The following is a 16,534-nucleotide window of genomic DNA, read 5'->3' on the forward strand; positions in this document are numbered from 1 at the left end:
TCGGAGGTCAGATCTGGCACTGCTCGCAATAGTACGTCCACCGACGACGGAAGCGATATTTCTGGATGGGGCGGTGGCAGCGGGGACAGGGCCGGCCCTTCTGGCCCGCCTGCTTGAACACGTTGAGGTATTCCTCGTAGCCGCCCGGCTGGCCGTGAACATCTAAGTAGTGGCCATCCTCCAACGACGCCCCCCGGTGCTTGGCCGCGTCGTGAAGCGTCTCCACCATCGCCCGGTGCAGCCGCCGCACCTCTTGGGGCCCCAACGAGTTGGGCAGGCGGTCGAATCGCAAACCGGCGGCGAACAGGATCTCATCGGAGTACATCTCGCCCAAACCGACCACAACGCGATCATCGGTCAGCACGGCCTTCAACTTGGCGTCCTGAGCCAAGAGGATCTGGCCGAACATGCGCCAGGGCACCGGCTGATCGAGGGGATCGATGCCCAGCCCGTCCAACTCGGGGACTTCCTCGACCAGCTTTTCGGCGTTGGCCAGGAAGAGCTCAGCGTCTCCCGGCTCATCCACCAGCCGGAGCTGCCCGCTCTTCGTGAAGGTGATCGACAGGGCGGTGTTGGAGTCGACCTCGTCCCGGTTGGCGTGGCGTCGCAGCTGGCCGCCGGTGCCCAAGTGAGCCACCACCACATCTTCGCTGTCCAGGCTCATGATCAAGAACAGCCCCCGACGGCGCACACTGGTGATCTTCAGCTTCTCCAACCGGTTGACGAATTTCTTCGGTCCTCCCGATCGCTTGGCATACCCCGATTCCATGACCTCCACCGACTTGATGCGAAGACCGGACAGCTCCCTGTCCAGGTCGCGGCGGATGGTCTCGATTTCCGGCAATGCGATCATCGGGTCACTCCTACTCGTACTGATGAGATCACGAGGCTGCTCCGGCCCCGGCGGCGACCGCCCCAGAGTCCAGGGTCTGCCAGGTTGAGGCCGCTGCGGCCTGCTCGGCCTGCTTCTTGGACCGGCCCTCGCCTCTTCCCCGCTCCACGCCGTTCATGTACACAACGGCGAGGAATTGCTTGGCGTGGTCGGGACCCTTCTCCGACAGGCGATACTCCAGGGCATCTAAGCCGCTGCGGGCGCAGTACTCCTGCAATCTGGTCTTGAAGTCTCGGATACCGGGGCCCTCGGCCGCCGCAGCGATGCGATCGGCCAGCCATCCCCGGACCAGATCGGTCAGAACCTCCCAGGGAGCATCCAGGTAGACCGCGCCGATCACCGCCTCCATGGCATCAGAGAGAATCGACTGCTTCTCCCGCCCTCCAGACGCCTCTTCACCCCGCCCGAGGCGGAGAGCCTTGCCCAGCTGAAGCTCAATGGCCAGATCGGCCAGTGTCTCGGCTCGGACCACCTCAGCTCGCAGGGGAGCCAATTGGCCCTCGGCCATCTGGGGGTAGGCGGCGTATACGTGATCGGTCACCACCAGGGCCAACACTGCATCGCCCAAGAACTCCAGTCGCTCGTTGGAGGAAGCCCCGGCGTGGTCGGCACACCAAGATCGATGGGTCACCGCCTCCACCAGCAAGCTGGGCTGGGTGAAGCTGTAGCCGAGGCGTTCGGCTAGAGCTGCGAGGTCGGGATCGGAAGTCAGGAGCTTCGGCTCAGACGGCCGTGGACATAGTCGACGGCGTCTCGCACCGTCTTGAGATCCTCCAGATCTTCATCGTCGATGCTGAATCCGACCGTCCTCTCGCTCAATTCCTCTTCCAGAGTCTCAACCAACTCAATGAGGGCGAGTGAGTCGGCATCAAGATCGTCGGCAAAGGCCTGGCCCTCGCTTATCCGGTCGGGAGAGATCTCCAAAATGTCGGCCAAACACTCGGTGACGAGGCTCAAGACCCCGTCGCGATCCAGCGGACTCTGTTCGACATGGGTTTCGGATGGCACGTCTTCTCCGGGCGGTTCAGCAATACTGCGCCCGAAAAGTATAAGCCAGCTTGCCGCTGTTCCCACCCACTGGACGCAGATGTAACCCCTATTCAGGTGACAGGACTCGGTGCAAGGAGCCCACGGTGTCGCGTTCGGCCAGCTCATGAGCCACCTGTATGGCGTTGGCCAACGCCCTCGGTGACGAGGCCCCGTGACTGATAATGCTCACACCGCTCACCCCGAGCAGGATGGCGCCGCCCACTGAGTCGGGGCTGAACTCCTCATAAAGCGGTCCAAGCGCCGGGGCCAGCAGCTTGGCCCCCTGACGGGCCTCATCAGAGGAGTCGAGGGCGCCCAGCAGTGCGCCGATCAACTGCTTGGCTACCCCCTCGGCGGTCTTGAGGGCCACATTCCCGGTAAAGCCGTCGGTCACGATCACGTCCACGAGGTCTTCCAACAGGTCTCGCCCCTCGACATTGCCAGCGAACACCGCTCCTGTCCGATCCTGCCAGTCCCGGTCCCCCAACAGATCGAAAGCCTCCTTGACCAGGGGCGATCCCTTGCCAGCCTCCTCGCCATTGGACAAGAGACCGATCCTGGGCACTTCGACCCCCCACCGGTCGCGGCAGTAAACCGCTCCCATCTGGGCGAACTGCACCAACCACCCGGCGCTGCACTCGGTGTTGGCCCCTGAGTCCAGCAGCACATTGGGCCAGGCCCGGCCCGGAACGAGAATCGGAGTGGCAATAGCAGGCCGGGACACCCCCCGGATCCGGCCCATTCTCAGCAGAGATGCGGCCATTGCCGCTCCGGTATTACCGGCGCTGACCATGGCCGCGGCCCGCCCGTCGCGCACCGCCTCGGCGGCCCGAACGACCGAAGAGTCCTTCATCTTGCGGACGCTGGAAGCTCCCTCGGCCCCCATGGCGATTACCTGCGATGCAGGGATTACCTCGAAGTCCCCAGACCCAGTCAGCTGCTCGGGTTGTCCCACCAGCAGTATGGGAATGCCCCGCTCAGCGGCGATTTGGACACCGGCCAACACCGACTGAGGGGCATCGTCACCCCCCATTGCGTCCACGGCAACGGGAAGCGAAGTCAATTGACGCCCCTTATGTGACTGCGGAGAGTGGCTCAGGCCACTTCAACCGCTTCACGCCCGGCGTACCAGCCGCACACCTTGCACACTCGGTGCGGCCGTTTGACCGCTCCGCAGCGGGGGCATGTGCTCTGAGCTGGCGCGGACACTCGCCAGGCCGCGGCCCGGCGGCTGCGGCCCTTGGCTTTGGATGTCTTCTTCTTGGGTACAGCCATCGAACGGTCCTACATGGGGAAGGGAAATGCCGCGCCATGATCGGAATCGGCGCGAACGCAACGGACAAATCTACTTGCCGGTGCGCAGCGCGTCTAACGCAGCCCAGCGAGGGTCTTTGGGACGGTCTTCGGGTGAGGGCTCAGGCTGGTTCATGGGGTAGTCATCGGGCGCCGGCCCGACACAATCCTCGGAGCAGAGCGGTGCGATGGGCAGGGCGAGGACAACGCAGTCGCGAACCATGGGGGTCAGGTCTACTTCGCCGTCTTGAATCGGATAAGTCTCCTCATCATCTGGGGCGGTGCTGAACATCTCCCGCAATTCCTGCTGCACCGTCTGCTCAATGGGCTCCAAACACCGCCGGCACGATCCTTGCCATCCCGCTTCCAGTGAGCCGGTCACCTCCAGTCCGCTGACCACCGACTCCAGTTGGAGTTGGATGTCAACCGGACCGCGAACCGCGGCATCCGAGGTTGCCCAGCCGTCGACATCTACGTGGATCGAGAGCTCGCGGTGCGAACCGGGACGGCGCAGCAGTTCCGCAACCGGTACTCTCAGCTGGCTCGACATGGCAACCGGCTCGACATGGCCTCTTCCCTCGCAGATCAGCCCAAGGTGTCCTGGTCGAAGAAACCGTCGTCCGGCTCCGGTTCCGGTTCGGGGCCGTAGACTCGAACCAGATCGGCCAGCGGGTCTCCCTGGAGTCGGGTCCGCGCCTCCTTGACGGTGTTCAGAATTCGCTCTAGGGCGTTCTCGAAGCTGCCCAGCTTGGTGTCGCAATAGTCCTCGGTCTCCAAGCGCAGTCGTCGAGCGGTGGCTTCGGCCTCTTCCACCATCCGCCGGGCCCGCTGCTCGGCTGCCTTGACCACTTCGGTGCGCTGCACCATGGCCTCTGCCTGGGTTCGGGCGGCCACCAAGATCTCGTCTCCCTCTCGGTGAACCCTCTTCAGGAAGTCCTCACGTTCTTTGAGCAGCCAGCGAGCCGCCCGCATCTCCTCGGGAAGACGGTTCAGGCAGTTTTGAAGCAGTTCGAGGACTTCCTCTTTGTTGATCATGGAAGATGCCGACAGGGGCATCGGCCGGGCCGCGTCAATCAACTCGATCGCTCGGCGCAACAGCAGATCAAACTCGGGATCCACGAACGTCCCGGCGGTCGTTTGGTGCGTTGCCGTTGAGTTGGGGTCGATATCAGTCATCTGGGTACCTCTCGATCAGTCGTTCGGCCACCGGCGGGGGGACCATGGAGTCAATCTGCTGGCCGAAGCGGGCGAGCTCGCGTATCAGCTTGGAAGCCAGAAACGAGTGCTTGCTGGCTGAGGGGATGAAGAGCGTGTGGACTCCGGAGACGGCTTGGTTCATCTGGGCCATCTGAAGCTCGTTCTCGAAATCCGATACCGCCCTGAGGCCCTTTACGATGAAGTCAACGCCCTCCCTTTTGGCCAGGTCCACCACCAGGCTGGCGAACTTCGTGGTCCGCACATTGGGCAGGTGGGCAAAGCACTCCTCCAGCATCGCCTGACGCTCGTCCAGCTTGAACAAAGGGGTCTTCTGAGGGTTGTGTACCGCGGCCACGATCACCTCTTCGAACAGGCGCGCCGCGGTCTCCACGATCTCCATATGACCGTTGTGTATGGGATCAAACGATCCGGGGAACAGGACACGCGTCACGAAGGGGTCTCCTGGGGTCTTTGGTTGCTATCGCCGGGTGGCAATCACCACAACGGTACCCGCGTAGCGCCGCTGTTTTACGACATCCCAGTGGGCTCCGAGCTCCACTGCCTGATCGGACTCAGCCACCACTGTGTCCGAGGGGAGCTGGGACACCAATTCAGGCCAGGCATCGAACCCATAGGGGGGATCGCACAGAGCCACGTCGAAGCCATAGCCCAGCCCGGCAAGCTCTCTCATGACATCGCCGGGCACCACCCGGCAGCGGTCGTTGAACCCGGTGATATCGATGTTGGCCTTCAGCGCGGCCAGCGCAGCCGGAGCCGACTCCACGAACGTGGCCGAGGCTGCTCCTCGGGACACGGCCTCCAGCCCTAGCGCCCCGGAGCCGGCAAACAGGTCCAGCACGTTGGCGCCTTCCAGACAGCCCTGGCTGTGCAGCGAGTTGAAGACCGCCTCCCGAACCCTGCTGGTGGTGGGCCGCACTTCGATGCCCTCGGGGGTGCTCAACCGCCGCCCCCGGGCCTCCCCGGCGATGATCCGAAGCGTCATCGCTATTCGGGAGGGCGGGGTTCTCGGGCCATCGGGGTGATCAGCACCCCGTCGCCCAGCGTGAACTCGTCGTAGGGCTCAAAACCGTGGCGTCGATAGAAGCCCACGTTGGCCGGGTTGCTCGACTCCAGATAGGCCAGGGCGCCGATCCGGTCACAGCGATCAAGCATGGGCGCCAGTACCTTGCTTCCCAGACCCTTGCTCTGCTGTTGCGATGACGTGCCCAACACCGCCAAATACCAGTGGGGCTCGTCCAACCGGGCCCGTTGCATCTTTCCCAAAGCCTCCATTCGGGATGGGGCCAGATCCCCTACCAGCTCGGTCATCATGGCGATGAAGGCCCTTTGGCCCTCAGACTCGCCTGGATCAGCCTCGTCGCTTCCCGTTGTCTGGCCGTCCTGGTCTTTGGGGGGTTGCCAGTAGGCCACGCATCCGTCGGCCCGGGTTCCGTGCAGCTCAGAGCCGGAGGGTAGATGGTCGAGACAGAAGCCCCACCAGCGGGTCAAGCACTCCAGCCGGGAGGCATCGTCGGGAAACACCCACTTCATCAGCGGATCCTGCTCAAAGGCGTCGGCCCAGATTTCGGCGATTCGGTCCCGTCGTTCCATACCCATTCGCACGATCTCCAACACGGTTCCTCCTCGAACCTCAGCTCTTCAGCAGGTAGTCGGCGTCGTCGTCTACCAATAGCAGTTCTACTTCGGCCCGCAGCTCTGCTTTTTGTTGAAGGTCTGGATCATCGTCCAGCATCTCCCCGGCGGCTTGACGGGCCCACACCACCCAGTCCTTGTCCCGGCGCAGGGAGGCCAGTTGCAAATCGTTCCGGCCCTTTTGGCGCTCTCCCAAGATGGTGCCCTCGCCCCGCAATTCCAAGTCGGCCTCGGCCAATTCGAACCCATCGGTGGTGTCCACCAAGGCCCGGAGCCGCTCCGCGGCCACCCCCACCGCATCGGCGGCCAGCAGGCAGCAGGAAGATTCCTGCTCGCCCCGGCCCACTCGGCCTCTGAGCTGGTGAAGCTGCGCTATCCCGAACCGATCAGCGTCCACGATCACCATGATGGTGGCGTTGGGCACATCCACCCCTACTTCGATCACGGTGGTGGCCACCAGCACATCGATGGTCCCGCTTCGAAACAGGTCCATCACCGACTCCTTCTCGGCTGGGGTGAGCCGCCCGTGGAGCAAGCCGACTTGCAGACCGGCCAGCTCGTCTCCTTGCAGGCGCTCGTAAGTCTCGGTGACCGAGCGGGCCTCGATGCTGTCTGACTCGTCGATCAGCGGGCACACCACATACGCCTGGCGGCCCTTGCCCACTTCCGCTCTGACCTGCTCCCACACTTCGGCTTCCTCAGCGGCAGATCGAGCCCAATGGGTGGCGATCGGGGTTCGCCCCGGGGGCATCTCATTGAGCGTGGACACGTCCAGGTCGCCGTACACGGTCATGGCCGCGGTTCGGGGGATAGGAGTGGCCGTCATGACCAGCACATCAGGAGTGGCTGCTTGGGAGCCCTTGGCCCGCAGCGCGGCACGTTGCTCCACCCCAAAGCGGTGCTGCTCGTCCACCACAACCACTCCCAGCGAGCAGAAGCCCACCCCCTCCTGAATGAGGGCGTGGGTGCCGATCACAATGTCGATGGTCCCTTTGGCCAAGGACTCCTGGATATGAGCCCGCTCGGCTCTCGGCGTTTGGTTGGTGAGCAAGGCCACCTTCAGGGGCCGCTCGGCCAGCAGAGTTCCAGATGCAGGTACGGCCAGGTCCTTCAGTAGAGAGCGAATCCCCAAAAAGTGCTGGGTGGCCAGCACCTCGGTGGGGGCCATCAGCGCTCCCTGGTGCTCGCCCTGAACCGCGGTGAGCATCGCGGCCACCGCGACCACGGTCTTGCCCGCCCCCACATCGCCCTGCAAGAGGCGGTGCATCGGCACCGGACGGGCCATGTCGGCCACCACTTCGGCGATCACCCGGCGCTGGGCACCGGTGAGGGAAAACCCCAGCGAGGCTGTGAACCGGTCGACCAGCTCTCCGCCGGTGTCATGGCAGATGCCGACTGCGGCCCGCTCCACCGCCCGCTTGCGCATGATGAGCTTGAGCTGGAGACGCAGCAGTTCGTCGAACACCAGCCGATCGCGAGCGGTGTACTGGGCGTCCATGGAGTCGGGTCGATGGATGCCCTCTATGGCCTGATGGCGGCCGATCAAGCCGTGGCGCTGCCGCAGCGACTCGGGAACCGGATCGCTGATCCCCCGCTGCTCGGATCGCCGCAAGGCTTCGTCCACCCACCGCCTGATTTCCCGGGTCTGTAGTCCGGCCTTGCCCGACTGGGGGTACACCGGCACGATGCGACCGGTCTCATCGCCCACCAGATCCACGATGGGGTTGGTCATCTGGCTCTGACCCCGATATCGGTCCAGCTTTCCGAATACCACCACCTCCTGGCCCTCGGACAGCTGGCGGTCCCGCCAGGGCTGATTGAAGAAGATCAGGCCCAGGCGGCCGGTGTCATCGCTGACCGTCACCCTGACCAGCGTTCGGCTGCCTCGGAGCCGCTTGGAGAACACGCTGTCGACTTGGGCCATCACCATGGCCTCCACGCCGTCTTCCAAATCTGAGATGGAGGCTCGGTTCGTCCGATCGATGTATCGACGGGGGTAGTAGGTCAACAGATCCAGCACCGACTCCACCTCGACTGAAGCCAGTGCCTTGGCCTTGGCCCGTCCCACCCCGCTCAGCACCTCGACATTCATAGCCTCGAAGTCGGCCATCGTGAGCGGAGACCGACTGGCCACTCCCTGTTCAGAGCTGTCCGAGGGCGGCGTGGTCACTCCACTCCGAAATAGAACGGATAGAGCGGCTGGTTGCCCTCGTGGATCTCCACTTCGATCGCAGGATGATGCTCGGCCAACCAGGAGGACACTTCTCCGACATCGGCCGATACGGCGTCGGCCCCGGCGATCACCGTCACCAGCTCATGGCCGTCGTCGATGATCTCGGCCAGCAGCCCGGTGGCCGCCTGTGCCGCGCCCTGGGCCACCACCCGCAACCCACCGCGATCCAGGCCCAGCCACTGACCCGCGGCGATGGGTCCCAACTCGCTCTCGGTGTCGCGCACTGCTTGGGTGACCTCCCCGGTCACCACCTCGGAGGCGGCGTCGGCCATGGCCTCCTGGTTCTGATCGGCGGTGGCCGACGGGTCATAGGCCATCAAGGCGGCCAAGCCCTCAGCGATCCCCTTGGTCGGCACGACCCGCACCACCGCATCGGTGCAGTCGTCCACCCGCTCGGCCACCGGCACTATGTTTTTGTTGTTGGGGAGAAGCACAATCTCGGCGGCGTCGAGTTGCTCCACCGCCTGCACGAAATGCTCGGTGGAGGGATTCATCGTCTGGCCCCCGGCGATGACGGCTCGAACCCCGAGCGACTCGAAAATGCGGCGCACCCCCGCCCCCACCGACACGGCCACCACTGCGGTGTGAACCGGCTCGCCGGCAATGGTGGTGACGGTCCCGCCGATCTCGGCGGCGGCAAGCGACTCCACATGTCTGACCTGTTCGAACAAGTCGGTCACCCGTATGTCGTACGGACGACCGACGCCGATGCCCGCCTCAATGCTGGCACCGATGTCGTTGCTGTGGATATGGCAGTTCCACAAGCCGTCGCCGCCCACCACCACGATGGAATCGCCCAGGGCCTCCCACGCGGAGCGGAAGTCGCCGATACGGTCGTCGTCGGCCTCCAGGAAGAACATCACCTCATAGCGGGTGCCGTCCGCATCGTCATCGACTCCGTGGGGATCGTCGGCCCCGGCCACTGCCGCACCCACTCCCGCCGTGGGGTCCACCGACGGCGGGTCGGGCAGCGGCCGACCGTCCATCGCGGTGATCAGCGCATCCAGAAAGAGCAGAAATCCCGCTCCCCCGGCGTCCACCACGTTGGCCCGGGCCAACTGGGGCAGCAGCTCCGGCGTGCGATCCAGCGACGCCCGTCCCGCCTGCTGGCATCCCTCCACCAATTGGATGAGGCCGTCGACGCCCTCCTCGACCGCTTCGGCAGCCGCGTTGGCCACATCTCGCACCACGGTGAGGATGGTCCCCTCCACCGGGGTAGACACCGCTTCATCGGCCGCGGCCGAAGCCTGTTTCAGCGCACCGGCCAGTACAGGGGGATCCATATGGCCAGCAGCGGCCACCGTGTCGGCCAAGCCGCGCAAGATCTGCGACAGGATCACTCCAGAGTTGCCCCGAGCCCCCATGAGCGATCCGTGGCTGATGGCGTGGCACACCTCGGCCATCCCCTCACCAGCGCCGGTCACCTCGGCCACCACCGTTTCCAGGGTGAGCGCCATGTTGGTGCCGGTATCGCCATCGGGAACCGGGTAAACGTTGAGCTGGTTGATGACGTCCCGGTGCATGCCGAGGACGTCTCGGTACCGCTCCATCGCCGCCCGCAATCCATCGGCACCCAGCCGGTTTGCCGTCATGCTCCTCGATGCTACCTAGTCGAGCCTGCCCGACTCGCGAACCGTCTGGACCAGCCATTACCCTGCCGTAATCCCCGATCACTGTCAGAAAGAGTCCCTGTGCAGGGTGTGATCAAGGCATACGATCCCGCAACCGGTCTTGGCGTTGTGGTGCGAGACACCGACCTGGCCGAGTTCGACTTGGCTGCCGATGCGCTAGAGGGATCGGTGTTCCGGATGCTGCGCCAAGGCCAGCGAGTGCTGTTCGATCTAGATGAAGGGCAAGCCACCCGTCTGCGGTTGGGCTCAGAGGTAGACATGGGCACCCCATCCTTCCTCACCGCCGCCGGCGACCCGGAGCCCGCGTGAGCCCTTCGGTTGCCGACCAGCTAGGCGCTCGCTTCGGCTTGGACTCGGTGGACATCCGGGCCGGGCTGACCCAAGACGATCTGTTCGCCGCCGCCATCGCCGGAGACCGGGGCCGCACCCGCATCGATGGAGGCGAGCACGACCAGAAGGCGTTCGCCACCGCTTTGGGCACCGACGGGCCGCTGATCTTCTACTCCGATCCCACGTGTACCGGCCGTCCCGTTCAGGACACCTTTGCGGTGGCCTGGCCCGAGTTGGTGGACGACGTGTGGTGGAAGGCGGACTTCAACAAGCTGGACGGCGACCACTACTCGGGATTGCTGGAGCGAGTGCTGGCCCATCTGAACGAGCGGCAGGCTGTGCTGTACACCGCCGACGTGTTCTGCGGCTGGGATCCCGAGTTCGCCATCCCCTATCGGCTGGTCAGCGAATACGCCACCCACGCCTACTTCGCCAACATCATGTTCCCCAAAGGCGTGCGCGACGACGCCGACCGCTATGCCGTCGGCTGGACCATGATCAACGTCCCCAGCTTCCGCTGCGATCCCGACCGCGACGGCACCCGCACCGACCGGGCGGTCATCATGGACCTGCGCAATCGGCTGGGGCTGGTGCTCGGGCGGTCCGACTATTGCGGCGTAGTCAAGAAGACCATGTTCACGGTGATGAACTTCGTTCTGCCCGATGCCAAGCAGCTCACCATGCACTGCTCGGCCAACGTGGACAGCAGCGGCAACAGCGCCATCTTGTTCGGCCTGTCGGGCACCGGGAAGACAACCCTGTCGGCCGACCCCGACCGCAGCCTGATCGGCGACGACGAGCATGTGTGGACCGAATCGGGGATCGCCAATTTTGAGGACGGCTGCTACGCCAAGCTCATCGACTTGGACAAGGAGGCCGAACCGATCATCGCCGCCGCCTTGTCGAGGGGGGGAACCCTCATCGAGAACGTTCCCGCCCTGCCCGGCCGGGATCTGGCCGACACCGACCCCCAAGAGCTCGACCTCGCCGACGACTCCATCACTGAGAACACCCGGTTCGCTTATCCGCTCTCGTGCAACCCCCACGTGGCCCCTGGCGCCAAAGGGCCTCACCCCCGCACCATCGTGCTGTTGACCGCCGATGCTTTCGGCGTGCTCCCCCCGGTGTCGATCCTCGATCGGGACGAGGTGATGTACCACTTCGTGATGGGGTTCACCGCCAAGCTGGCTGGCACGGAAGTGGGCGTGGTGGAGCCGCAGGCCACGTTCAGCGCCTGCTTCGGAGCGCCGTTCATGTCGCACAAGCCATCGGTGTACGCCGAGCTGCTGGCCCATCGCATGGATGCCCACTCGGCCCGCTGCATCCTGTTGAACACCGGCTGGTCAGGAGGGCCCTACGGGGTGGGGAACCGCATGTCCATCTCCCACACCCGGGCGCTGCTCAACGCGGCCCTCAACGGCGACCTCGACACCGTGGACACCGTCAGGCTCCCCATCTTGGGGCTGCGAGTCCCCGTCTCGTGCCCGGGTGTCCCCGATGAGGTGTTGAACCCCCGGAACACCTGGAGCGATCCCGACGCCTACGACGAAGCCGCCGTTCGGCTGCGCGACCTGTTCCGCCAGAACTTCCAAGATCAGGACTACGCCGCGCTGGGCATCCAGGAGATGCTCTAACGCGTCCAGAACTGCAATTCCCCGGGATCTGCCGGAGACACCTGACTACATGAAAATCTGGGCCACAAACACGGCCCAGACGCTGAGGATGAAGGCTGACAGCGTGCCGAAGTGGATGCGTGCCTGCCTAGCCAACTTGGACTCCAGCCTGGCGAACCCGATCTCCATCTTGGACCCCAATTCGGCCCTCTCTGCTCGCGCTTCGGCTAGCCCGACTTGCAAATCGGCCTTGGTGGCCAGTTCGTCGCGCCCCTCGGGGAGGATGCACCTCATTAGAGTCTCCGTGGCCTCCTCGCCGATTGCGACAGCCAAACTGGCTGCCATCTGCCTACGCTCAACTTCGCTCACCGACATCTCAACGCCCTTTTCCATGAATAAGACCAGAAAGGGCACACTACGAAGCCGGTGCCGACGGCATCTGTGATCCTAAACCCGCCCCCTACCAAACACAACCACCAAAACCCCAGGCAAGCACTAATGACCGCGATAGCCCTTGGGATGGGTGGATTGCCAGGCCCAGGCATCTCGACACATCCCGGCTAGCGACCGGGTAGCCGACCAGCCCAACTCCGAGCGGGCCTTCCTGGAATCGGCCCACAACTCGGGCACGTCGCCCGGGCGGCGGTCTAGCTCCTCATAGGGCAGGGGGTGGCCGGTGGCCTCCCGCATGGCGGCGATCACCTCTAGCACCGACGCACCCCGGCCGGTGCCCAGGTTGTAGGTGTGCGCTTCCCCGGAAGAGGCCTCCAATTGCTCCAAGGCGGCCACATGACCACCGGCCAAGTCCATCACGTGGATGTAGTCGCGCAACGCGGTGCCGTCGGGAGTGGGATAGTCGGTGCCGTAGAGCGGCAGTTGGGAGTGGCGCCCTACGGCCACTTGGAGCAGGTAAGGCATCAAGTTGCCGGGAATGCCCTCGGGATCCTCCCCGATCAATCCGCTGGGGTGGGCGCCCACCGGGTTGAAATAGCGAAGCAAAGCCGCCGACCAACGGGGGTCGGCCCGGACCACGTCAGCAATCATCTGCTCGATGAGGAGCTTGGTCCAGCCGTAGGGATTGGCCGGGCGGGTTGTGGCCGTCTCGGGTACCGGCAGTTCGTCAGGCAGCCCATAAACCGTGGCTGAGGAAGAGAACACGATCCGGCGGACGCCGCAGCGCTGCATCACCTCCAAGAGCACGGCGGCCGACTCCAGGTTATGGCGGTAGTACCGCAGCGGGTTGGCCACCGAGTCGGGCACGGATTTGAGGCCCGCGAAGTGCAACACCGCGTCGGGGCGGACGTCGACCACGACTTTCTCCAGCGCGGATTCGTCCCGACAGTCGGCTATGTCGAGACGAGGGCGGTGGCCGGCGATCTCCCCCACCGCGTCGATGGCGGCGGAGGAGGAGTTGGCCAGGCTGTCCAGCACCGCCACCTCGTAGCCGGCCTCGAGCAGGGCGACGCAGGTGTGGCTGCCGATGTAACCCGCTCCCCCTGCCACCAGCACCGTTGCCATGTTGGGCACGTTAGCGGCGTGTTGTTGGGGCAGAGCAGCAGACTGCGGCTAGCCCGGCCCTCGCAGGACGCGGGTCTTGCCGTACATGGAGCCGAACAGCAGCCGGCCGTCGTCGTCCACGGTTACCCCCGCACCGATGGTGTTGAACTTGGAACCACCCAGGACGTAGTGGAACCGCGACTCTCCGGTAGCCCAGTCGGCGGCCTCGATCGTCCAGCGCTCGTCGCGAACCCCGCAGGTGTAGACCAGCCCGCTCTCCTCGGCCACGAAGGGAACCGAGTTGGGCGAGGAGATGTCGAGGTTGACCCACGCCTCCTTCAGCTCTCGGGACGCCGGATCCCATTCGTATTTGTGGAGGCCGTGGGGCTGGTATTCCGGCTTGTGGCCGAGCATGAAGCACAGCATTCGGGCCGCCTGCGCGGGATAGCCGTCGGGGATCGAGGCCGGCTCGTTGTTCACCGTCATGGCGCCGTATCCCGACACGGTGATCGACTGCTCGGTCTTGATCTCAGCCCGGTCGGGGTTGCCCATGTTGGCCGGCCCGATGCCGGCGATGCGGCGGTCCGGCGCGTTGGGCAGCTGCTCCCAGTCGTCGGGGATCTCGTCGCGCCACAACAGGGTGATGTTGACCACCTCGTCGCCGTCGCCGATAACCACGAACTTGTCCTCGTCGGGGCCGAAACCCATGAGCGATGGCGTGGTGCCCGAGCCGTGACCGCCGCCGTTGCGATAGGGCGCCGTCCAGCAGCCGTGAGCAGGATCGTCGGTGATCTCGGTGCCCGTCCAGCGCAGCTTGTGGTGGTGGTCGTTGGACGACACGTAGATGCCGTTGTCGCTGTCCACGCAGATGCTGGTGCGAACCCAGCCGTAGCCGGTATTGCCCCGCTCCGCAGCCCGCCGAGCGCAATACTCAGCGCCGATCTCGGCCCCGCCTGCTATCTGAAGGGCGTGATAGGCGCTGAAGTCGCGCTCCAGAACTATGACCCAGCCGTGATCGGTGGTCATCACCAGCTTGCCGTCGAAGGTCATGTTCATCCCCACGAAGAAGCCCTCGATGTGGTCGGGCTTGTTCCATCGGTCTCGCTCCACAATGGGCGCCGCAGGATCGGAGGGATCGGTCTCCACATAGGCCACCGCGTGGTCTTTGCGACCGAGAAACAGGGTGTGGTCGCAATCCAGCAGCGCATAGACCCCGTCAATGCCGGTCATGAATCTCATCGAGAGCTCGATGGCGTGTTCGACGGCCTCCCAGCCGTCCTTCTTGTCGAGGCCGAGCAAATTGACCTCCAGATCTTCGATGGGAGTGCGACCTTCCCCGCCTACAATCTCGTGGTCGGCCAGCAACTCAAGGGTCTCGTAGTCGAGCTTGGCGATGTTCTGGCGGCCGTTGCTCCACACCACCCGTCGGCCGTCGGGATACAGCCCCGAAATCAAATGGCCGAAATGGCACGGACCGAGCCAGGCGTACTGGAGGTCGGTCGTCTCGTTGAGCGTCTCGGTGGGGCCCTCTGGCCCACGCCAGGGCACGTTGTCCTGCTGGTCGCACCGGCCATGGGCAATGCCGTAGGAGGAATCGGCGAGATACGGATTGGCGGGAGCACCGTTCATGGGCCTACATCATTGCGCTGCGCCTGACCCGCTAGCCCATTCGAGCGCGACTTTGAGTACGATGCGGGATAACCGACCGGAGGTGTAGTCACGTGGGTGTCAGCTCTTATGTTCTGATCCAGACCGAAATGGACAAGGCCCGCCAGGTGGCCGAGGCCATACGCGAGATCGATGGCGTGGTGATCTCTGAGATCATGACCGGCCCGTACGATGTGATCGCCAAAGCCGAGGCTGAGTCCATGGACCAGCTCGGCCGCCTGGTGGTGAGCCAGATCCAGATGGTGGACGGCATTACCCGGACCCTCACCTGCCCCGTTGTAAACCTTTAGCCCAGGCTTGGCCTTCAATTAGCTGAGGATCATGGCCCGAATGGCCAGGCCGGCCAGAAAGAAGCTGCCGCCGGCATAAAGCAGCTCGCGGCGGTGGGCGAGTTGCATTCGATAGGCGTAGACGATGGCCACCGCGGCGATGGCAGCGAAACCGTAGAGGCGGTGCAAGTCTCCCGGATCGGCCCCCGAGCGGTTCTCGTACACGACACCCACGATCACCTGGGCGAAGATGATGCATTGGGCCACCGCGATGAACGCCCACAGCGGCCAGCCCCGCAACCGCGGTCGAAAGTGGGCGCCCAGAGCCCACCCCCCCGCGGCGGCGTTGGCCAGCATCACCACCCAGGAGAACCAGTCGTGGAAGCCGGCCAGCGACGCGGCCAACAAGCTCGAACCTGAGCTCACCTGAACAAGTCGGCGGCAAATTCGCCGGTGCGCGGTGGTCCGGGGGCCACGTACCACTCGGTAGCGAATGCGTCGGCGAATTGCTCGTCGGTCATGGAGCCGAAGAAGGAGTCGGCGGTGATCTGACTGGTGTGGGCCAGCATGGCGGCCCGCTTGCGCTCCAGGTAGGGGCTCACATCCACTGCATGGGTGATGTCCGCCTCCTCAGTCCCGAACTCCTCCTCCCTGAACCGCTCCGCCCGCTCGATGTCCATCTCCTCCATTGCCTCGGCAAATGACTCCACCTCGGCCATTTGCCGCAGGATCTGGGTGCGGTTCATGGTGGCGTAGAACACCTTTCCGACACCGGCTCTGCGGGCTGCGTCCACCCCTACCCGGTGAACTTGGATGTGGTCGGGATGGCCGTAGCCGCCGTGGTCGTCGTACACGGTTAGCACATCGGCCGATTCCTCCACCAGGATGCGGGCCACCCGCTCCACCGCCTCTTCGAAGTCGGCCTGCCAGAAGCAGGCGGGATTGTTGTTGGACTCCTCGCCGGCCATGCCCGAGTCCTCGTAGCCCAGAAACTCCACCCGATGGGCGCCGATGATCTTGGCCGCATCCAGGGTCTCAGCTGCCCGCCTCTCTCCCAGCGTCTCGCCCGGGCTGAGCGCATCGGGCTCCACCTCGCCCTGCTCTCCTTTGGTGGCCACTACCAACACCACTCGGTGGCCATCGTCGGCGGCCTTCATCATCGTGCCGGAAGTAGCAATTGCCTCATCATCGGGATGGGCGTGAAAGTTCACCATGGTGGCCATCTAGTT

At 64.6% G+C, this 16,534-nt stretch carries 20 protein-coding genes; 3 read left to right on the forward strand and 17 right to left on the reverse strand.

Going from position 1 to position 16,534, the window contains the following annotated elements:
- Nucleotides 1-7 precede the first annotated feature (7 nt).
- The 12 genes from OXG30_13515 to OXG30_13570 all read right to left on the reverse strand — a co-directional run bounded on the left by OXG30_13515 (nt 8) and on the right by OXG30_13570 (nt 9,889).
- Nucleotides 8-853 carry a hypothetical protein gene (locus OXG30_13515; GenBank protein ID MCY4135910.1) on the reverse strand — a complete coding sequence of 282 codons (846 nt, stop codon included), beginning with the start codon at nt 851-853 and terminating at the stop codon, nt 8-10.
- Nucleotides 854-881: 28 nt separating this feature from the next.
- Nucleotides 882-1,604, reverse strand: coding sequence for a ribonuclease III (rnc, locus tag OXG30_13520; GenBank protein MCY4135911.1), 723 nt, complete (start codon nt 1,602-1,604; stop codon nt 882-884).
- A complete protein-coding gene (locus OXG30_13525) occupies nt 1,601-1,900 on the reverse strand; it encodes a phosphopantetheine-binding protein (GenBank protein ID MCY4135912.1) in 300 nt (99 codons plus the stop codon). Before OXG30_13525 ends, rnc begins: the two co-directional genes overlap by 4 nt.
- Nucleotides 1,901-1,988: 88 nt before the next feature.
- Complete coding sequence (plsX, locus tag OXG30_13530; GenBank protein MCY4135913.1) at nt 1,989-2,984, reverse strand: phosphate acyltransferase PlsX; 996 nt, start codon at nt 2,982-2,984, stop codon at nt 1,989-1,991.
- Between the two features lie 32 nt (nt 2,985-3,016).
- Nucleotides 3,017-3,196 (reverse strand): 50S ribosomal protein L32, encoded by a 180-nt coding sequence (gene rpmF, locus OXG30_13535; protein ID MCY4135914.1) that lies wholly within the window; start codon nt 3,194-3,196, stop codon nt 3,017-3,019.
- Between the two features lie 70 nt (nt 3,197-3,266).
- Nucleotides 3,267-3,764: a DUF177 domain-containing protein gene (locus OXG30_13540; protein MCY4135915.1), complete on the reverse strand. Its 498-nt coding sequence runs from the start codon at nt 3,762-3,764 to the stop codon at nt 3,267-3,269.
- Between the two features lie 35 nt (nt 3,765-3,799).
- The gene (locus OXG30_13545) at nt 3,800-4,390 is read right to left on the reverse strand and encodes a hypothetical protein (protein MCY4135916.1); all 591 of its coding nucleotides are present in this window, start codon (nt 4,388-4,390) and stop codon (nt 3,800-3,802) included.
- Nucleotides 4,383-4,862 carry a pantetheine-phosphate adenylyltransferase gene (coaD, locus tag OXG30_13550; GenBank protein MCY4135917.1) on the reverse strand — a complete coding sequence of 160 codons (480 nt, stop codon included), beginning with the start codon at nt 4,860-4,862 and terminating at the stop codon, nt 4,383-4,385. The genes OXG30_13545 and coaD overlap by 8 nt, the downstream gene beginning before the upstream one ends.
- 27 nt (nt 4,863-4,889) lie before the next feature.
- Entirely contained in the window at nt 4,890-5,414 is a 525-nt protein-coding gene (locus tag OXG30_13555; protein ID MCY4135918.1) for an RsmD family RNA methyltransferase, read from the reverse strand.
- Between the two features lie 2 nt (nt 5,415-5,416).
- Nucleotides 5,417-6,046 (reverse strand): GNAT family N-acetyltransferase, encoded by a 630-nt coding sequence (locus OXG30_13560; GenBank protein MCY4135919.1) that lies wholly within the window; start codon nt 6,044-6,046, stop codon nt 5,417-5,419.
- A 16-nt stretch (nt 6,047-6,062) separates the two neighbouring features.
- Complete coding sequence (gene recG, locus OXG30_13565; protein MCY4135920.1) at nt 6,063-8,174, reverse strand: ATP-dependent DNA helicase RecG; 2,112 nt, start codon at nt 8,172-8,174, stop codon at nt 6,063-6,065.
- A gap of 56 nt (nt 8,175-8,230) precedes the next feature.
- On the reverse strand, nt 8,231-9,889 hold the full coding sequence (locus OXG30_13570) for a DAK2 domain-containing protein (GenBank protein MCY4135921.1): 1,659 nt from the start codon (nt 9,887-9,889) through the stop codon (nt 8,231-8,233).
- A 108-nt stretch (nt 9,890-9,997) separates the two neighbouring features.
- Here OXG30_13570 and OXG30_13575 point away from each other — a divergent pair, with 108 nt between their 5' ends.
- The gene (locus tag OXG30_13575) at nt 9,998-10,237 is read left to right on the forward strand and encodes a hypothetical protein (protein ID MCY4135922.1); all 240 of its coding nucleotides are present in this window, start codon (nt 9,998-10,000) and stop codon (nt 10,235-10,237) included.
- Complete coding sequence (locus OXG30_13580) at nt 10,234-11,892, forward strand: phosphoenolpyruvate carboxykinase (ATP) (protein ID MCY4135923.1); 1,659 nt, start codon at nt 10,234-10,236, stop codon at nt 11,890-11,892. The genes OXG30_13575 and OXG30_13580 overlap by 4 nt, the downstream gene beginning before the upstream one ends.
- Before the next feature lie 45 nt (nt 11,893-11,937).
- Here the strand turns inward: OXG30_13580 and OXG30_13585 are convergent, their stop codons facing one another.
- From OXG30_13585 to OXG30_13595, 3 genes are all read right to left on the reverse strand, one after another.
- Nucleotides 11,938-12,264 carry a hypothetical protein gene (locus tag OXG30_13585; protein MCY4135924.1) on the reverse strand — a complete coding sequence of 109 codons (327 nt, stop codon included), beginning with the start codon at nt 12,262-12,264 and terminating at the stop codon, nt 11,938-11,940.
- Between the two features lie 102 nt (nt 12,265-12,366).
- The gene (gene galE, locus OXG30_13590; GenBank protein ID MCY4135925.1) at nt 12,367-13,389 is read right to left on the reverse strand and encodes a UDP-glucose 4-epimerase GalE; all 1,023 of its coding nucleotides are present in this window, start codon (nt 13,387-13,389) and stop codon (nt 12,367-12,369) included.
- Between the two features lie 48 nt (nt 13,390-13,437).
- The gene (locus OXG30_13595; GenBank protein MCY4135926.1) at nt 13,438-14,997 is read right to left on the reverse strand and encodes a hypothetical protein; all 1,560 of its coding nucleotides are present in this window, start codon (nt 14,995-14,997) and stop codon (nt 13,438-13,440) included.
- 92 nt (nt 14,998-15,089) lie between these two features.
- Between OXG30_13595 and OXG30_13600 the strand changes: the two genes are divergently transcribed.
- Nucleotides 15,090-15,326 (forward strand): Lrp/AsnC ligand binding domain-containing protein, encoded by a 237-nt coding sequence (locus OXG30_13600; protein MCY4135927.1) that lies wholly within the window; start codon nt 15,090-15,092, stop codon nt 15,324-15,326.
- An 18-nt stretch (nt 15,327-15,344) separates the two neighbouring features.
- Here the strand turns inward: OXG30_13600 and OXG30_13605 are convergent, their stop codons facing one another.
- Complete coding sequence (locus OXG30_13605) at nt 15,345-15,731, reverse strand: hypothetical protein (protein MCY4135928.1); 387 nt, start codon at nt 15,729-15,731, stop codon at nt 15,345-15,347.
- The gene (locus tag OXG30_13610; GenBank protein ID MCY4135929.1) at nt 15,728-16,528 is read right to left on the reverse strand and encodes a PIG-L family deacetylase; all 801 of its coding nucleotides are present in this window, start codon (nt 16,526-16,528) and stop codon (nt 15,728-15,730) included. Before OXG30_13610 ends, OXG30_13605 begins: the two co-directional genes overlap by 4 nt.
- Nucleotides 16,529-16,534: the final 6 nt, after the last annotated feature.

Source organism: bacterium, from assembly GCA_026708015.1.
Classification (GTDB): domain Bacteria; phylum Actinomycetota; class Acidimicrobiia; order Acidimicrobiales; family Bin134; genus Poriferisocius.